General features: G+C 68.6%; 11 protein-coding genes and 1 pseudogene. 7 read left to right on the forward strand and 5 right to left on the reverse strand.

Annotation, left to right across the window (positions count from 1 at the left end; translation table 11 throughout):
* Positions 1 to 37: 37 nt before the first annotated feature.
* The 3 genes from lysX to K3U96_RS13460 are packed head-to-tail and all read left to right on the forward strand — an operon-like array spanning position 38 to position 4,870.
* Entirely contained in the window at positions 38 to 3,343 is a 3,306-nt protein-coding gene (gene lysX, locus K3U96_RS13450; RefSeq protein WP_220693313.1) for a bifunctional lysylphosphatidylglycerol synthetase/lysine--tRNA ligase LysX, read from the forward strand.
* Positions 3,344 to 3,375: 32 nt separating this feature from the next.
* Positions 3,376 to 3,687, forward strand: coding sequence for a hypothetical protein (locus K3U96_RS13455; RefSeq protein ID WP_230982450.1), 312 nt, complete (start codon positions 3,376 to 3,378; stop codon positions 3,685 to 3,687).
* Positions 3,688 to 3,694: 7 nt separating this feature from the next.
* Positions 3,695 to 4,870 (forward strand): winged helix DNA-binding domain-containing protein, encoded by a 1,176-nt coding sequence (locus tag K3U96_RS13460; RefSeq protein WP_220693314.1) that lies wholly within the window; start codon positions 3,695 to 3,697, stop codon positions 4,868 to 4,870.
* On the opposite strand, the gene uvrA is transcribed toward K3U96_RS13460, so the two are convergent.
* Positions 4,867 to 7,770, reverse strand: coding sequence for an excinuclease ABC subunit UvrA (gene uvrA, locus K3U96_RS13465; RefSeq protein WP_220693315.1), 2,904 nt, complete (start codon positions 7,768 to 7,770; stop codon positions 4,867 to 4,869). The two genes, K3U96_RS13460 and uvrA, sit on opposite strands and share 4 nt — an antisense overlap.
* A 95-nt stretch (positions 7,771 to 7,865) precedes the next feature.
* On the opposite strand from uvrA, the gene K3U96_RS13470 reads away from it, so the two are divergent.
* The 3 genes and pseudogenes from K3U96_RS13470 to lnt all read left to right on the forward strand — a co-directional run.
* Positions 7,866 to 8,540 carry an MBL fold metallo-hydrolase gene (locus tag K3U96_RS13470; RefSeq protein ID WP_220693316.1) on the forward strand — a complete coding sequence of 225 codons (675 nt, stop codon included), beginning with the start codon at positions 7,866 to 7,868 and terminating at the stop codon, positions 8,538 to 8,540.
* A 114-nt stretch (positions 8,541 to 8,654) separates the two neighbouring features.
* Positions 8,655 to 9,539: a fructose bisphosphate aldolase gene (locus tag K3U96_RS13475; protein WP_069407008.1), complete on the forward strand. Its 885-nt coding sequence runs from the start codon at positions 8,655 to 8,657 to the stop codon at positions 9,537 to 9,539.
* A gap of 80 nt (positions 9,540 to 9,619) precedes the next feature.
* Positions 9,620 to 10,822, forward strand: a pseudogene (lnt, locus tag K3U96_RS13480) (apolipoprotein N-acyltransferase); the annotation flags it as partial.
* 118 nt (positions 10,823 to 10,940) lie between these two features.
* On the opposite strand, the gene K3U96_RS26915 reads toward lnt, so the two are convergent.
* Positions 10,941 to 11,384 carry a universal stress protein gene (locus K3U96_RS26915; RefSeq protein ID WP_110917407.1) on the reverse strand — a complete coding sequence of 148 codons (444 nt, stop codon included), beginning with the start codon at positions 11,382 to 11,384 and terminating at the stop codon, positions 10,941 to 10,943.
* A 367-nt stretch (positions 11,385 to 11,751) separates the two neighbouring features.
* Here K3U96_RS26915 and K3U96_RS13485 point away from each other — a divergent pair, with 367 nt between their 5' ends.
* Entirely contained in the window at positions 11,752 to 12,405 is a 654-nt protein-coding gene (locus tag K3U96_RS13485) for a UdgX family uracil-DNA binding protein (RefSeq protein ID WP_275085430.1), read from the forward strand.
* A 5-nt stretch (positions 12,406 to 12,410) separates the two neighbouring features.
* Here K3U96_RS13485 and K3U96_RS13490 read toward each other — a convergent pair whose 3' ends face one another.
* The 3 genes from K3U96_RS13490 to K3U96_RS13500 all read right to left on the reverse strand — a co-directional run bounded on the left by K3U96_RS13490 (position 12,411) and on the right by K3U96_RS13500 (position 15,197).
* Positions 12,411 to 12,680, reverse strand: a complete 270-nt coding sequence (locus K3U96_RS13490; RefSeq protein WP_069407009.1) for a hypothetical protein — start codon at positions 12,678 to 12,680, stop codon at positions 12,411 to 12,413.
* Positions 12,681 to 12,918: 238 nt separating this feature from the next.
* Complete coding sequence (locus K3U96_RS13495) at positions 12,919 to 14,346, reverse strand: MFS transporter (RefSeq protein ID WP_220693317.1); 1,428 nt, start codon at positions 14,344 to 14,346, stop codon at positions 12,919 to 12,921.
* A gap of 62 nt (positions 14,347 to 14,408) precedes the next feature.
* Positions 14,409 to 15,197, reverse strand: coding sequence for an HPF/RaiA family ribosome-associated protein (locus tag K3U96_RS13500; RefSeq protein ID WP_220693318.1), 789 nt, complete (start codon positions 15,195 to 15,197; stop codon positions 14,409 to 14,411).
* Positions 15,198 to 15,264 lie beyond the last annotated feature (67 nt).

Below are 15,264 nucleotides of genomic sequence, written 5' to 3' on the forward strand. Positions count from 1 at the left end.
ACGAAATTGACAGGTCGAGCGCATATTCTCCCGGCCTATGACGGTCGCTAGCCCCACCGCCGCCCGCTCGACCTCCCGGTACCGGTGGGTGCCCGCCGCGGCCGGCTGGACCGTCGGCGTCATCGCCACCCTTTCGTTGATCGCCAGCGTGTCCCCGGGGATCCGGGCGCTGATCCGGGTGCCGCGTGAGTTCGTCAACGAGTACATCTTCAACTTCCCCGACACCAGCTTCGCCTGGGCGTTCGTGCTGGCACTGCTGGCTGCGGCGCTGGCGGCCCGCAAACACATCGCGTGGTGGATCCTGGTCGGCTACCTGGTGGCCGCCAGCGGGTGGAACATCGCCGACCTGATCACCGGCGACGAGACGGTGATGGAGGAGATCGGCGAGGTCATCGGGCTGCTCTTCCATATCGCCGCGATCCTGTTCCTGGTGCTGGCCCGCCGCGAGTTCTGGGCGAAGGTCCGCCGCGGCGCGCTGGTGAAGGCGGCGGCCACCCTGGTCGTCGGCATGGCGATCGGCACGCTCGTCGGCTGGGGGCTGCTCGAACTGTCCCCAGGAACGCTGGCCCGCGAGGACCGGTTCTGGTACGCGCTGAACCGGGTCAGCGCGTTCGCCGGGGCGGACGCGGCCAACTTCGCCGGGCATCCGCACATGTTCGTCGACGCGCTGCTCGGCCTGTTCGGTGCGCTGGCGTTGATGGTGGCGGCCGTCGTGCTGTTCCAATCGCAGCGTGCCGAGAACGCGCTCACCGGTGAGGACGAGTCGGCGATCCGCGGGCTGCTCGAACTGTTCGGCAAGAACGACTCGCTCGGGTACTTCGCCACCCGCCGGGACAAGGCCGTCGTGTTCGCCGCCAACGGCCGGGCCGCCGTCACCTACCGCGTCGAGGTCGGCGTCTGCCTGGCCAGCGGCGACCCGGTCGGCGACCCCAAGTCGTGGCCCGCCGCGATCGCCGCGTGGTTGCAGCTGTGCGAGACGTACGGCTGGGCGCCCGGTGTGATGGGCGCCAGTTCCGCAGGGGCCGAGGCATTCCGCGAGGCCGGCCTCAACGCACTTCAACTCGGCGACGAGGCCATCCTGCACCCCGACGACTTCCGGCTGTCGGGACCCGACATGCGGGCGGTGCGCCAGGCGGTGACCCGCGCCCGCCGCGCCGGGGTCAGCGTGCGGATTCGGCGGCACCGCGACATCGACGCCGACGAGATGGCCCTGGTGATCGAGCGTGCCGACGCCTGGCGCGACACCGACGACGAACGCGGCTTCTCGATGGCGCTGGGCCGGCTGGGCGACCCGGCCGACGGCGACTGCCTGCTGGTGGAGGCGGTCCAGGGTGATGCCGTGGTCGCGATGCTGTCGTTGGTGCCGTGGGGCACCAACGGTGTCTCGCTGGACCTGATGCGCCGCTCACCCCAATCCCCCAACGGCACCATCGAGCTGATGGTCAGCGAACTGTGCATGCAGGCTGAAACCGTTGGTGTGACGCGTATTTCGCTGAACTTCGCGATGTTCCGTTCGGCGTTCGAGCAGGGCGCGCAGCTCGGCGCCGGGCCGATCGCGCGGCTGTGGCGGTGGCTGCTGGTGTTCTTCTCGCGGTGGTGGCAGCTCGAGACGCTGTACCGGTCGAACATGAAGTACCAACCACAATGGGTGCCGCGGTACGCCTGTTACGAGGACGCCCGCCTGGTGCCGCGCGTCGGCGTCGCGTCGGTGATCGCAGAAGGCTTTCTCGTGCTGCCGTTTTCGCGCCGCCACGAACAACCGCACACCGGCCATCACATCGCCGCCCCGCAGAGCCTGTTGGATTCGGGGCTGCTGAACCGGGACGGCAGCGCCCCCGACGTCGACGAACTGCAGGCCGACCTGCCGGAGAACGGCGAGGGGGCCCGGCTGCCCGAACAGGTGCGGGTCCGGCTGGCCAAGCTCAAGGCGCTGCAGGACAGCGGGGTCGACGCGTATCCGGTCGGCAAGCCGCCCAGCCACACCGTCGCCGCCGCGCTCGAGGCGCCCGACGACACCACCGTCAGCGTCGCGGGCCGGGTGCTGCGGATCCGTGACTACGGCGGCGTGCTCTTCGCCCAGCTACGTGACTGGTCCGCCGACATCCAACTGCTGCTGGACAATTCGCTGCTCGACGCGGGCACGACGGCCGACTTCACCCACGCGATCGATCTGGGTGACCTCATCGCGGTGAACGGCACGATGGGCTACAGCAAGAAAGGCACCCGCTCGCTGCTCGTGCACGGCTGGCGGCTGACCGGCAAGTGCCTGCGGCCGCTGCCCGACAAATGGAAGGGCCTGACCGACCAGGAGGCCCGGGTGCGCGCCCGCTACGTCGACCTGGCGATCAACAACGAGGCCCGCGACCTGATCCGGGCGCGCAGCGCGGTCCTGCGCGCGATTCGCGAAACCCTGGTGGGCAAGGGGTTTTTGGAGGTCGAGACGCCGATCCTGCAGCAGATCCACGGCGGCGCGAACGCTCGACCGTTCCTCACCCACATCAACGCCTACGACCTGGACCTGTACCTGCGCATCGCACCGGAGCTCTATCTCAAACGGCTATGCGTTGGCGGTGTCGAGCGCGTGTTCGAGTTGGGCCGCGCGTTCCGCAACGAGGGCGTCGACTTCAGCCACAACCCCGAGTTCACGCTGCTGGAGGCGTATCAGGCGCACGCCGACTATGACGTCTGGATCGACGGTTGCCGGGAGCTGATCCAGAACGCCGCGCAGGCGGCCAACGGTGCGCACGTGTTCCTGCGGCCCCGCGACGACGGGACGCTGGAGCCCGTCGACATCTCCGGGAAGTGGACGATTAAGACCGTGCACGACGCGGTGTCGGAGGCCCTGGGCGAACACGTCGGACCCGACACCGACCTGGCGGCGCTGCGCAAACTGTGCGACGCCGCCGACATCCCCTACCTGACCCACTGGGACGCCGGTGCGGTGGTGCTGGAGCTCTACGAGCGGCTCGTCGAAGACCGCACCGAAGAGCCCACGTTCTACAAGGATTTCCCGACCTCGGTGTCGCCGCTGACCCGGCCGCACCGCAGCATCCCCGGCGTCGCCGAACGGTGGGACCTGGTGGCGTGGGGCGTCGAGCTGGGCACCGCCTACAGCGAGTTGACCGATCCGGTCGAGCAGCGCAGGCGCCTACAGGAGCAGTCGCTGCTGGCGGCCGGCGGCGACCCCGAGGCGATGGAGCTCGACGAGGACTTCCTGCAGGCCATGGAGTACGCGATGCCGCCCACCGGTGGGCTCGGCATGGGGGTGGACCGCGTCGTCATGTTGATCACGGGACGCAGCATCCGCGAGACGTTGCCGTTCCCGTTGGCCAAACCGCGCTAGTTCCCCGCGGCCTCCCGCGCTAGCGTGGCGTTATGCCGGAGGAACCCGACGAACCCGACGCCGAGCCGCAAACCGCCATCGACGCCGAACTTGTCGAGCCCACGCCGACGCCTCCGGCTGCTGATCCCACCGAGATCGGCTACACCCCGAGCGGGGTGCCGACCTTCGAGTCGGTACGCGAGAAGATCGAGACCCGTTACGGCACTGCGATCGGCGCGTCCGAGCTGGCCGGCGAGACACCGGAAGGGCGCAGCGTCGAGGAGCAGTACGAGAAACGTCAACGCGCCGCGGCCGAACGGTTGGCCGCCATCCGCGAGTCGATGAAGGACGACGACGCGACGTAGTCGAACGATGCGATCATTTTCCGTTGCCGAGCGCCGCGCCCGGCTCGCGCGACGCCACTTTCTCGCCGGGCCCGCCGACTCGGCCGAGACCGTCGCCGGGCACGCCGTCGGGCTGCATGCCACCGATCCGGCGACGCCGTACCTGTCGCTGTGGGCGCGGGTGCCCGGTATCACGGTGGCCGACGTCGGCGCCGAGTTCTACGACCGGCGCGGCCTGGTCAAGCATCTGGCGATGCGCCGGACGCTGTGGGCGGTGCGGAGCGCGGACCTGCCGCTGATCCAGTCGGCGGCCAGCGACCGGGTCGCCGACAACGAAGCACGCCGGCTCGTCGCCGACGCCGTCAAGGCCGGTCTGTGCACCGACGGCGAAGCCTGGCTCGACGCCGCCTGCGCGGCGGTGCTGCGGCACCTGGCCGAGAACGGGCCGACCAGCGCCAAGGAGCTGCGTGCCGCCCTGCCGGAACTGGCAGGCACCCACGACCCGGCGCCGGGCAAGCGGTGGGGTGGTGAAACTCCTTTGGCGCCAAGGATTCTGACTGTCCTGGCGGTGCGGGGACACATTATGCGCGGGCCGAACGACGGCGGGTGGACGACCTCGCGCCCGCGCTGGACGCCGACTGCGCACTGGGTGAGCGTCAGCGACACCGTCGACGCCGATGCGGCCCGCGCGCAACTGGTTCGCCGATGGCTGCGCACCTTCGGCCCGGCCACCGCCACCGACATCAAGTGGTGGTTCGGCAACACCCTGACCTGGGCGCGCCGGGCGTTGCGCGATCTCGAGGCCGTCGAGGTCGACCTCGACGGCGCCCCCGGCTATGTGCTGCCCGGCGACCTCGAACCCGAACCCGAACCCGGGCCGTGGTGCGCGTTGCTGCCCGGCCTGGACATCACCACGATGGGCTGGTTCGACCGCGACTGGTACCTGGGAGCACACCGCGGCCAGGTGTTCGACGGAAACGGCAACGGCGGACCCACCGCCTGGTGCGACGGCAGGATCGTCGGCGGCTGGGTTCAGGACGCCGACGGCCGGGTCGAGGTGCGGCTTCTCGAGGACGTCGGCCGTGCGGCCCGCACGGCGCTGCAGCAACGCGCCGACGAGCTGACCGACTGGCTCGACGGTGTCCGGATCAGCCCGCGGTTTCCCTCTCCCCTGTCGAAACCGCAGGCTCGCCGCAGCAGCTAGGCGCTGACCTTGGGGCGCTTGCGTTTCTTCGGCGCGGGCCGCGGCACGCCAAGGCATTCGGCGAGAAAGTGGCCGGTATAGCTGCCCGGATCGGCGGCGACGTCCTCGGGTGTGCCGGTGGCCACCACCGTGCCTCCGCCCGCCCCGCCCTCGGGGCCCATGTCGATGATCCAGTCGGAGGTCTTGATCACGTCGAGGTTGTGCTCGATGACGATGACCGAGTTGCCCTTGTCGACCAGGCCGTTGATCACCTTGAGCAGCTTGCGGATGTCCTCGAAGTGCAGGCCGGTGGTCGGCTCGTCGAGGATGTACACCGTGCGGCCCGTCGACCGCTTCTGCAGTTCGGAGGCCAGCTTGACGCGTTGCGCCTCCCCGCCGGACAGCGTCGGCGCGGGCTGCCCGAGCCGGACGTAGCCCAGCCCGACGTCCACCAACGTCTGCAGGTACCGGTGGATCGAGGTGATCGGCGCGAAGAACTCGGCGGCGACCTCGATGGACATGTCGAGCACCTCGGCGATGGTCTTGCCCTTGTAGTGCACCTCGAGCGTCTCGCGGTTGTAGCGGGCGCCGTGGCAGACCTCGCATGGCACGTACACGTCGGGCAGGAAGTTCATCTCGATCTTGATCGTGCCGTCGCCCGAACACGCCTCGCAGCGACCGCCTTTGACGTTGAACGAGAACCGGCCCGGCTGATAGCCGCGCACCTTGGCTTCGGTGGTGGCCGCGAACAGGGTGCGGATCTTGTCGAACACCCCGGTGTAAGTCGCCGGGTTGGACCGCGGGGTGCGGCCGATCGGCGACTGGTCGACGCGGACCAGCTTGTCGACCTTGTCCAGGCCGGTCACCCGTGTGTGCCTGCCGGGCACCTGCCGGGCGCCGTTGAGCTTGTTGGCCAGCACCGATGCCAGGATGTCGTTGACCAGCGTCGACTTACCGGAGCCCGAGACGCCGGTGACCGAGGTCAGCACGCCGAGCGGGAACGCGACGTCGATTTCGCACAGGTTGTGTTCGCGTGCGCCGACGACGGTGAGTTGACGCTTCTTGTCGATCGGGCGCCGGATCGCCGGCACCTCGATCTCTTCCTTGCCCGAAAGGTAGGCGCCGGTCAGCGATTCCGGGTTCTTCACCAGGTCGTCGTACGGGCCGCTGTGCACGATCTGGCCGCCGTGCTCACCGGCGGCGGGCCCGATGTCGACGACCCAGTCGGCGTGGGCGATGGTGTCGAGGTCGTGTTCCACGACGATCAGCGTGTTGCCCAGATCCCGCAGCCGGATCAGCGTGTCGATCAGCCTGCGGTTGTCGCGCTGGTGCAGCCCGATCGACGGCTCGTCGAGCACGTACAGCACCCCGACCAGCCCCGACCCGATCTGGGTGGCCAGCCGAATCCGTTGTGCCTCACCGCCGGACAGCGTGGCCGCGGCCCGCGACAGCGACAGGTAGTCCAACCCGACGTCGAGCAGGAAGCCGAGCCGAGACTGGATCTCCTTGAGCACCTGGCCCGCGATGGCCTGTTCGCGCGCGCCGAGCGTCAACGCGTTGAGGAACTCCGCGCAGTCGGCGATCGACAGTTCGGCCACGTCGGCGATCGACTTCTCACCGAACTTCCCCGCCGCCATCGTCACGGCGAGGATCTCCGGCTTGAGCCGGGTGCCTTGGCATTCCGGGCAGGGCACGTCGCGCATGAAGCCTTCGTAGCGTTCCTTCATCAGCTCCGAGTCGGTCTGCTCCATGCGGCGCTGCAGAAACGCCATCACGCCTTCGAAATCGGCGTAGTACGAACGGGTTCGGCCGTAGCGGTTCTTGTACCGCACGTGCACCTGCTCGTCGCAGCCTTCGAGGATCGCTCTGCGCGCCTTGGCCGGAAGCTTCTTCCACGGGGTGTCGACGTCGAAACCGAGCGCGTCGCCGAGACCGGAGAGCATCCTGGTGAAGTACTCGGCCGTCTGCCCCATCGACCACGGCGCGATCGCGCCCTCGGCCAGTGTCAGCTCCGGATCCGGGATGACGAGGTCGGGATCGACCTCCTTGCGGATGCCCAGCCCCACGCACTCCGGGCAGGCGCCGTAGGGCGAGTTGAACGAGAACGACCGGGGCTCAAGGTCGTCGACGGCCAGCGGGTGGCCGTTGGGGCAGGCCAGCTTCTCGGAGAACCGTTGTTCACGATGCGGGTGGTCGTCTTCACGGTCGACGAAATCGAGCACCACGATGCCGTCGGCCAGGTTCAGCGCGGTCTCCACCGAATCGGTCAGCCGCTGCTTGGCGGTGGCCTTCACGGTGAGCCGGTCGACGACGACCTCGATGTCGTGCTTCTCCTGCTTTTTCAGCTTGGGTGGTTCGGTGAGCGGATACACCACGCCGTCGACCCGCACCCGGCTGTAGCCCTGGCTGTTGAGCTTGTCGAACAGGTCGACGAACTCGCCCTTGCGGGTGCGCACCACCGGGGCGAGCACCTGGAAGCGCAGTCCCTCGTCCATGGCGAGTACTTGGTCGACGATCTGCTGTGGGGTCTGGCGGGCGATACGCGCACCGCACACCGGGCAGTGCGGAGTGCCTGCGCGGGCATACAGCAGGCGCAGGTAGTCGTACACCTCGGTGATGGTGCCGACCGTCGAGCGCGGGTTGCGGTTGGTCGACTTCTGGTCGATGGACACCGCGGGCGACAGGCCTTCGATGAAGTCGACGTCGGGTTTGTCCATCTGGCCGAGGAACTGGCGGGCGTAGGCCGACAGCGACTCGACGTAGCGGCGCTGGCCCTCGGCGAAGATCGTGTCGAAGGCCAGCGACGACTTGCCCGACCCGGACAACCCGGTGAAGACGATGAGGGCATCGCGCGGTAAATCAAGATCAACACTGCGTAGGTTGTGTTCGCGCGCACCCTTGACGATCAGGCGGTCAGCCACCCGGTTCCTCCCAAGACATAGTTCAAAAGCCATGCTATGTGCCGCCACCGACAACTCTTCGGGCAAGCCGCTGCACCGCCGGTTACCGTGAGGGCATGACCGCCGTCGACGACAACTACACCGGCCACGTCGAGCCGGGCACCGCAGCACGCCGCACCCTGCCGGGCGCCACGATCGTCAAGGCCTCGGTGGGCTCGATGGACAACAACGCCTACCTGATCACCTGTTCCCGCACTGGGGAAACGCTGCTCATCGACGCCGCCAACGATGCGCCGATCCTGCTCGAGTTGATCGAGAAATACGCGCCGAAGCTGTCCCTGATCGTGACCAGCCACCAGCACTTCGACCATTGGCAGGCGCTCGAGGAAGTGGCCAAGGTCACTGGCGTCCCGACCGCCGCGCACCAACTCGACGCCGATCCGCTGCCCGTGCCGCCCGACCGGATCCTCGACCACGGCGACACGATCGAGATCGGCGACCTGTCCTTCGACGTCATCCACCTGCAGGGCCACACCCCGGGTTCGGTGGCGCTCGCGCTGGTCGGCGCCGACCCCGAGGCCACCCACCTGTTCACCGGCGACTGCCTGTTCCCCGGGGGTGTGGGCAAGACCTGGCAGGAGGGTGACTTCGAGAAGTTGCTCGACGACGTGAGCACCCGGGTGTTCGACGTCTACGCCGATTCCACGGTCGTCTATCCCGGCCACGGCGACGACACCACGCTCGGCACCGAGCGGCCGAACCTGGGTGAGTGGCGCGAACGCGGCTGGTGACCTGCGGTCACATCCTGTGACCCGGGACCATGTCAGGACGGCATTGGCCTAGGCTGATGCGACACGACCTAGCCAAATTCGCGATGGCGATTTCGGAGTTGCGAGGAGATACGGATGAACACCGAGCAGTTGGAAAAGGCGCGCAGCGGCGCTGGATTCATCGCAGCACTTGACCAGAGCGGCGGCAGCACCCCCAAGGCGCTGAAGCTGTACGGCATTTCGGAGGATTCCTACTCCGGCGAAGACGAGATGTTCGACCTGGTGCATCAGATGCGCGCCCGCATCATCACCAGCCCGGCCTTCGACGGCGACCGGATCATGGGCGCGATCCTGTTCGAGAAGACCATGGACCGCGACGTCGAGGGCCGCCCGACCGCGGACTACCTGTGGAACGTCAAGAACATCGTGCCGTTCCTCAAGATCGACAAGGGCCTGGCCGAGGAGAAGGACGGCGCGCAGGTGATGAAGCCGATGCCCGGTCTCGACGAGCTGCTGGACCGCGCCGTGGCGAAGGGCATCTTCGGCACCAAGGAGCGTTCGGTCATCAAGCTGCCCGGCGCGGGCCTGGACGCCGTGGTGGCCCAGCAGTTCGAGGTCGGTCAGCAGGTGCTCGCCAAAGGCCTGGTCCCCATCATCGAGCCCGAGGTCGACATCAACAGCCCGAAGAAGGCCGAGGCTGAGGAGCAGCTCAACGCCGCCCTGCTCGAGGGCGTCAACCAGCTCGGCGACGATCAGAAGGTCATGCTCAAGCTGACGCTGCCCGACACGGACAACCTGTACCAGCAGCTCGTCGACCATCCCAAGGTGCTGCGAGTGGTGGCGCTCTCCGGCGGCTACAGCCGCGAGGTGGCCAACGAGAAGCTGTCCCGCAACAACGGCGTCATCGCGAGCTTCTCGCGCGCGCTGACCGAAGGCCTCAGCGCCCAGCAGAGCGATCAGGAGTTCAACGCCACCCTCGATCAGGCGATCGCGAGCATCGCCAAGGCATCCAGCACCTGAGTTCGGTTCGGGGCCACGTCGCGGCGCTGCCTGCCGGCGCGCTGCTCGGCCTCGCCTTTCCAGCGCCGTCGTGGTGGTGGCTGGCGTGGGTCGGTGTGGTCCCGCTGCTGCTGGTGGTGCGCGCAGCGCCGACCGCCGGTCAGGGCGCCCTGCGCGCCTGGGCGGGCATGGCCGCTTTCGTGCTGACCTCCCAGTACTGGCTGTGGCCCAGCGCCGGCCCGCTGCTGGTGCTGCTCGCCGCCGGGCTGGGCGCGCTGTGGCTGCCCTGGGGGTGGGCCGCGCACCGATTGCTCAGCGGACGGGTCGACGTCCGCGGGGTGTTGGCCGCCGTCGTCGTGCTGCCCTGCGCGTGGGTGATCGCCGAGGCCGCGCGGTCGTGGGACCGCCTCGGCGGGCCGTGGGCGCTGCTGGGCGCGTCGCAGTGGAATTCACCCGCGACGTTGGCACCGGCGTCGGTGGGCGGGGTATGGCTGGTCAGCTTCCTGCTGGTCGCCGCCAACACCGCGATCGTCGGGACCGTGCTGCTGCGCTCGATCCGGGTGGCCGCGCTGTTCGCAGCGGCGGTGGCCGTCGGCCCGCTGTGGTGCTGGCTCGGCCCGGCAGCCGCCGACCAACCGGCCGTGCGTGTCGCGCTCGTACAGCCCGGCGACATCACCGACGCGACCGCCCGCCAGCGCGCCAGCGAGGCACTGACCGAGGGCCTCGCCGGCCAGCACGTTGACCTGGTCGTCTGGGGTGAGAGCAGCGTCGGCGTGGACCTCGACGGCCGTCCCGACGTCAGTGCCCGGCTCGCCGAACTATCCGGCCGGGTCGGCGCCGACCTGCTGGTCAACGTCGACGCGCGCACCGCAGCGGGCGGGATCTACAAATCCGCGGTGCTGATCGGGCCCGGCGGTGTCCGCGGTACGTACGCGAAGACGCGGCTGGTGCCGTTCGGCGAATACGTGCCGTTTCGGTCACTTTTCGGCTGGGCCACCCGGCACACCCAGGCCGCGGCCGAAGACCGGCGTCGCGGCGACGGTCCGGTGGTGCTGCACACCGACAGGCTTGCGGTCGGACCGCTGATCAGCTTCGAAGCGCTGTTCTCCGACCTACCGCGTCAGGTGGTGGATCTCGGCGCGGACCTGCTGGCATACCAGAGCGCGACGTCGACGTACCAGGGCAGCCGGGCCCAGCCGCAGCTGGCGAGCGTGGTCGCCGTACACGCGGTGGAAACTGGTCATCCGGCGGTGCACGCCGCGACGTCCGGGGTCAGCTCGGCCTTCGATGCCGACGGACACCGACTCGGCTGGCTTCCTGCCGATGAGCGCGGCGTCGCTGTGGTCGATGTTCCGCTGGGTTCGCGGACCACCGGCTACCAACGCTTCGGCGACTGGCTGATCGTGGTGGCGTTGCTGACCTTTACGGGGTGGTGTGCACGATCAGCACGTCGGTCTTGGACCGGCGGGCCACGTTGGCGGGCACCGAACCGAGCAGCCGCCCGGCGATGGTGGACAGCCCGACGTTGCCGACCACCAACAGGTCGGCCTTGACCTCTTCGGCCAATTCGACAAGCGCGTCGACCGGAGCGCCGACGATTGCCTTCTCCTCGACGTTCTTCGCCCCGGCCTGCTGCGCACGTTCCCGCGCCTCGCGGAGGATGGCGTAGATGGGGGCGTTACCCGACATCTTGTAGCCCTCGTCCTTGAGCACGTCAGCGGCGCGTTGGTCTTCCTCCTGGGGGAAATACGCCGTCGCGACGATCAATTTGGCGTTCTCTCCAGCGATATGGCCGGCCTTCTCCACCGCGCGCAGCGATGAATCGGATCCGTCCGTGCCAACCACGACGGTCTGATATGCGCTCATCCATATCCTCCCAATGTCAATTTCAACGCCACCCGAGACAGTAACCCTTGCGGACCCGAACATGGGTGCGAATCACTACACATGAATACCATTAGCCTGCCATTTTGGTGCGCTTTTACCGACAAGATCACCTCGCGCCGGCCCACGTGATCTGCCCTACACCCGGGCAAAATCCGTGTCGGAGAACGTTTGTCAGGGCGGGACGAAACACCGGTAGGCAAAAACCGGGCCGGCCGGATTTCGGTCCGGGCCCACAATCGTCGGAAGTGCAAATTCCCAATTCGGTGGCCGCTGCCCGGTATTCGAATTTCCGATGCGCATACCGCCGATGCGGTTCTGGCGCCTGAAGGCGGGTAACCCGGTGACCATGGCAGCGCGAACCGCCGCAGATTTCGTTCCCGACACCGGCGACCTGGATGAGTTGGCCGCCGCCGTGCAGGGCTGCAAGGGCTGCGATCTGTACCTGGATGCGACCCAGGCGGTGTTCGGCGCGGGTTCGGGTTCCGCGCAGATGGTTCTGGTCGGTGAGCAGCCCGGTGACCAGGAGGACAAGACGGGCGCACCGTTCGTCGGCCCGGCGAGCCGGCTGCTCGACAAAGCGCTGGAGGCGGCCGGGATCGACCGCGACCGGCTCTACGTCACCAATGCGGTGAAGCACTTCAAGTTCACGCTGCCCGAACGCGGCAAGCGCCGTATCCACAAGACGCCGAGCCGCACCGAGGTGGTGGCGTGCCGGCCGTGGTTGATCCAGGAACTGACGGCCCTGCACCCCGATGTGGTGGTGCTGATGGGCGCCACGGCCGCTCAGTCGTTGCTGGGCACTGCGTTTCGCCTCACCGCACACCGCGGTGAGGCGCTGCGCCTGCCCGGCGACGACGGGAGCGTCCAGCTGCGCTTCGATCCGCGGGTGGCGGTCACCGTCCACCCGTCATCGGTGCTGCGCGGTCCGCCGTCCGAACGCGACAAGGCGTTCGACGCCCTGGTCCGCGACCTGCGGTTCGCCGCCGGACTTCTGCCGTAGTCCGGCTAGCACACAGCCGGTGGCACCCAGACTGAGACGGCCGGCGGAACCCACGCGCACGGGTTGTCGTGCGGCCCGCGCCAGCCCGCGCCGCGCCATTCGTGGTGCCGGTGGTCCCAGTGGTCATCCCAATGTGGCCGGTCCAGCTTCCATGTCACACCTGGCGTATTGGGCACCGCGTGATCGGCGCTGGCCACACCCGCACCAACACCGAGGGCCGTGAAGCCCAGCGCGCCGACCATCGCTGCTGCGGCCCCGAACTTCTTCACGTTCACGATAAATCCCTTACTGTTCCGTCAAATTCAGCGATCCGACCCGCCACGATTTTAGCGTTTTCAACCACGCCGACGCGATGCCCATTCCCCCGACGTGTCGGCAGAATCCGTCGACGAACCGTTGTGTTACCAACGGAATGTGTGCTGAACGGCACTGTGTCCCTGCCCAATTCATATCCATGAGTTTGCGATCCGCGCTCCCGGCGAAATGACATTCCGGGCAGTCGAATTGGTGATGTCACGACCCGGAACGCAATTTCGCGGCGTACGCCGGATACGGTCGTCCGCTTCGCACGGACGCGAGGACGCCGATCGCCGCCAGCGCGGCGAACGCGGCGAACAGCCAGCGCGCCGGCGTCGCGCCGCCGGTTTCGGTGACGTTCACCACCACCCCGGCCAACCCGGCGCCGAACGCCCCGCTGATCAGCTGAACGGTGTTGATCGCGGCGGCCGCCGCTGGTCCCTCTGCGGGATCGTCCACGCGGCTCATCGCCCACGCCGACAGATGCGGCCAGGCCAGGCCGACCCCTGCCCCGGTGACGAACAAGGCGAACGCCCACACCGCGACGCGGGCAGCCGACGCGTCGTCGGACACCGTCGCGGCCGTCACGGCCAGCCCGATGGCCATCACCAGCGGCGCGAGCGCCACCGTGCGCCTGATCGTGCGATCGGTGCGCAGCGACGCGCTGCCGATCTCGCTTGCGGTCCATCCGATGGCCAGGCCGGCGCCGAGGAAGCCGGCGGCCACCGGGGTCAGGTGTGCCAGCCGCTGCCCGAACAGCGGCACGTACATATCCGCCATCGTCGCGGCCATCAGCAGCCCCAACGTCAGGTAGATCCACTTCAGCGGGCCCGCGCGAAACGCGCTCGGCGGCAGCACCGCGGCGGGCCGCCGCCGGTCGACGTACAGGAACGCCGCCACCAGAGCGCCGCTGAGCACCAGCAGCCCGACGGTGGCCCGGGCGTCACGCGGCAGACCGGCAACGCTCACCGCCAGCGCGGCAAGCCCGAGCAGCATCAGCGACCACACCGGAACGGGCGTCGTCGCGGCCTCGACGGCCGCGTCGTTACGCGCGGGCAACGCGACGGGAACCAGCACGGCCATCGCGACCGTGAGGACGGCCAGCACGCCGAAAGCCCAGCGCCACGAGCCGAACTGCGCGAACAGCCCGCCGGCGGCGGGACCGAGCAGGGTACCGACTCCCCACATCGCCGACACCAGCGCCGACGCCTTGGTCCACAGCATGCTCGGCAGCGCGGTGCTGATGACGGCGTAGCCCAGACCGGCCAGCAGGCCGCCGGCCAGACCCTGCACTGTGCGCCCCACCAGCAGCGTCTCCATCGTGGGCGCGGCAGCGCATGCCACGCTGCCCGCGCCGAACACCGTGAGCGCGAAGAGATACGACCGCCGCGGGCCGAACCGCATCAACGCCGAGTACACGGTGGTGGCGGCGACCACCGACGCCACCAGATACACCGTCGTCGCCCAGGCGTACAACCGGTACCCGCCGATGTCAGCGACGGCGCTGGGCATCAGGCTGATGGTGAGGAACTCGTTGGTCGCATACAGCGCCACGCCGCCCGCGAGCACGGTGGAGGCGCCGAGATTTTTCGGGCCCAACAGCTCACGCCAGCTACCCGCGGTTATCGGCGCTCGGTCGGTCACGTGGTCACGGTACGAGCTCAACCGAAGTTGAGGTCAACTGCGCGTCCCGCGGGGGCGAGCGGTCAACCCGCCGGGGTGATCAACCCGTACTGGCCGTCGTAGCGGTGATAGAGCACCCCGGCGCGACCCTCGGCGGCGTCGATGAAGAACAGAAACGGTAACGCCAACAGGCCCAGACGCTCGGTGGCCTGCTCGAGGGTGATGCAGGGCGGCGGCGCGGCGCTGATGGTCACCGGCAGCTCGAACGGCGCCAGCTGGTCCTTGGCCGCCGCCGCGACCTGTGCCAGCCGGTATCCGGTGGGCCCGTCGCGATAGATGACGCTGGCCATCCCGGTGCCCTTCTCGGTGAACAGGTGAAAGTCGTAGTCGAGCAGCTCCAACTCCATGGCGGCGTCGTCGACGGAGCAGGCCGCGAGCGTGTAGGACTTGCGCCGCACGATCTGGCGCTCCCCCGCTGGTATCGAGACACGGCCGGGCCGATCGCCAGGCTCGTCCCCGGCGAGATCGACGGGTCGGCCGGTGCGCCGGGCCTCCCAGTGTTCGGCGGCCCGCCGCAGCCGGCGCCGCAGGCGGTCGTCGAGGCGGTCGATCGCCTCGCGTGCGTTGTCACCCTGCGCCTCGGCCCTGATCAGGCGACCGTCCACGTCGAGGTTGGCTTGGGCGACGACCGGACGCTCCTGCGCCGGATCCCCGTGCCGGGTCAGTTTGACGTGTGCGTGCCTGATCGGCCGGTGCGCGAACCGGCCCAGGCCCGAGATCTTCGCCTCGGCGTAGTCGGCGGCCCCGGGCAGTTGACCGCGTGTCGTCACATTGACGTCGAAATTCGGCTGTATATCCGGCTTTTCGCTCATGACTACGTTGTACCTGTGCGCGCGGCTGCATACGAGAGGCGAAGGTCATCAGTTGATCGGCCGTAGC

This window comes from Mycolicibacterium holsaticum DSM 44478 = JCM 12374 (genome assembly GCF_019645835.1).
Classification (GTDB): domain Bacteria; phylum Actinomycetota; class Actinomycetes; order Mycobacteriales; family Mycobacteriaceae; genus Mycobacterium; species Mycobacterium holsaticum.

Bases quoted from the DNA above. Each gene is read 5' to 3' on its own strand.
- K3U96_RS26915 (WP_110917407.1), bottom strand. From the start codon at position 11,384: ATGAGCGCATATCAGACCGTCGTGGTTGGCACGGACGGATCCGATTCA.
- K3U96_RS13455 (WP_230982450.1), top strand. From the start codon at position 3,376: ATGCCGGAGGAACCCGACGAACCCGACGCCGAGCCGCAAACCGCCATC.
- K3U96_RS13485 (WP_275085430.1), top strand. From the start codon at position 11,752: ATGGCAGCGCGAACCGCCGCAGATTTCGTTCCCGACACCGGCGACCTG.
- K3U96_RS13470 (WP_220693316.1), top strand. From the start codon at position 7,866: ATGACCGCCGTCGACGACAACTACACCGGCCACGTCGAGCCGGGCACC.
- K3U96_RS13460 (WP_220693314.1), top strand. From the start codon at position 3,695: ATGCGATCATTTTCCGTTGCCGAGCGCCGCGCCCGGCTCGCGCGACGC.
- lysX (WP_220693313.1), top strand. From the start codon at position 38: ATGACGGTCGCTAGCCCCACCGCCGCCCGCTCGACCTCCCGGTACCGG.
- K3U96_RS13500 (WP_220693318.1), bottom strand. From the start codon at position 15,197: ATGAGCGAAAAGCCGGATATACAGCCGAATTTCGACGTCAATGTGACG.
- K3U96_RS13475 (WP_069407008.1), top strand. From the start codon at position 8,655: ATGAACACCGAGCAGTTGGAAAAGGCGCGCAGCGGCGCTGGATTCATC.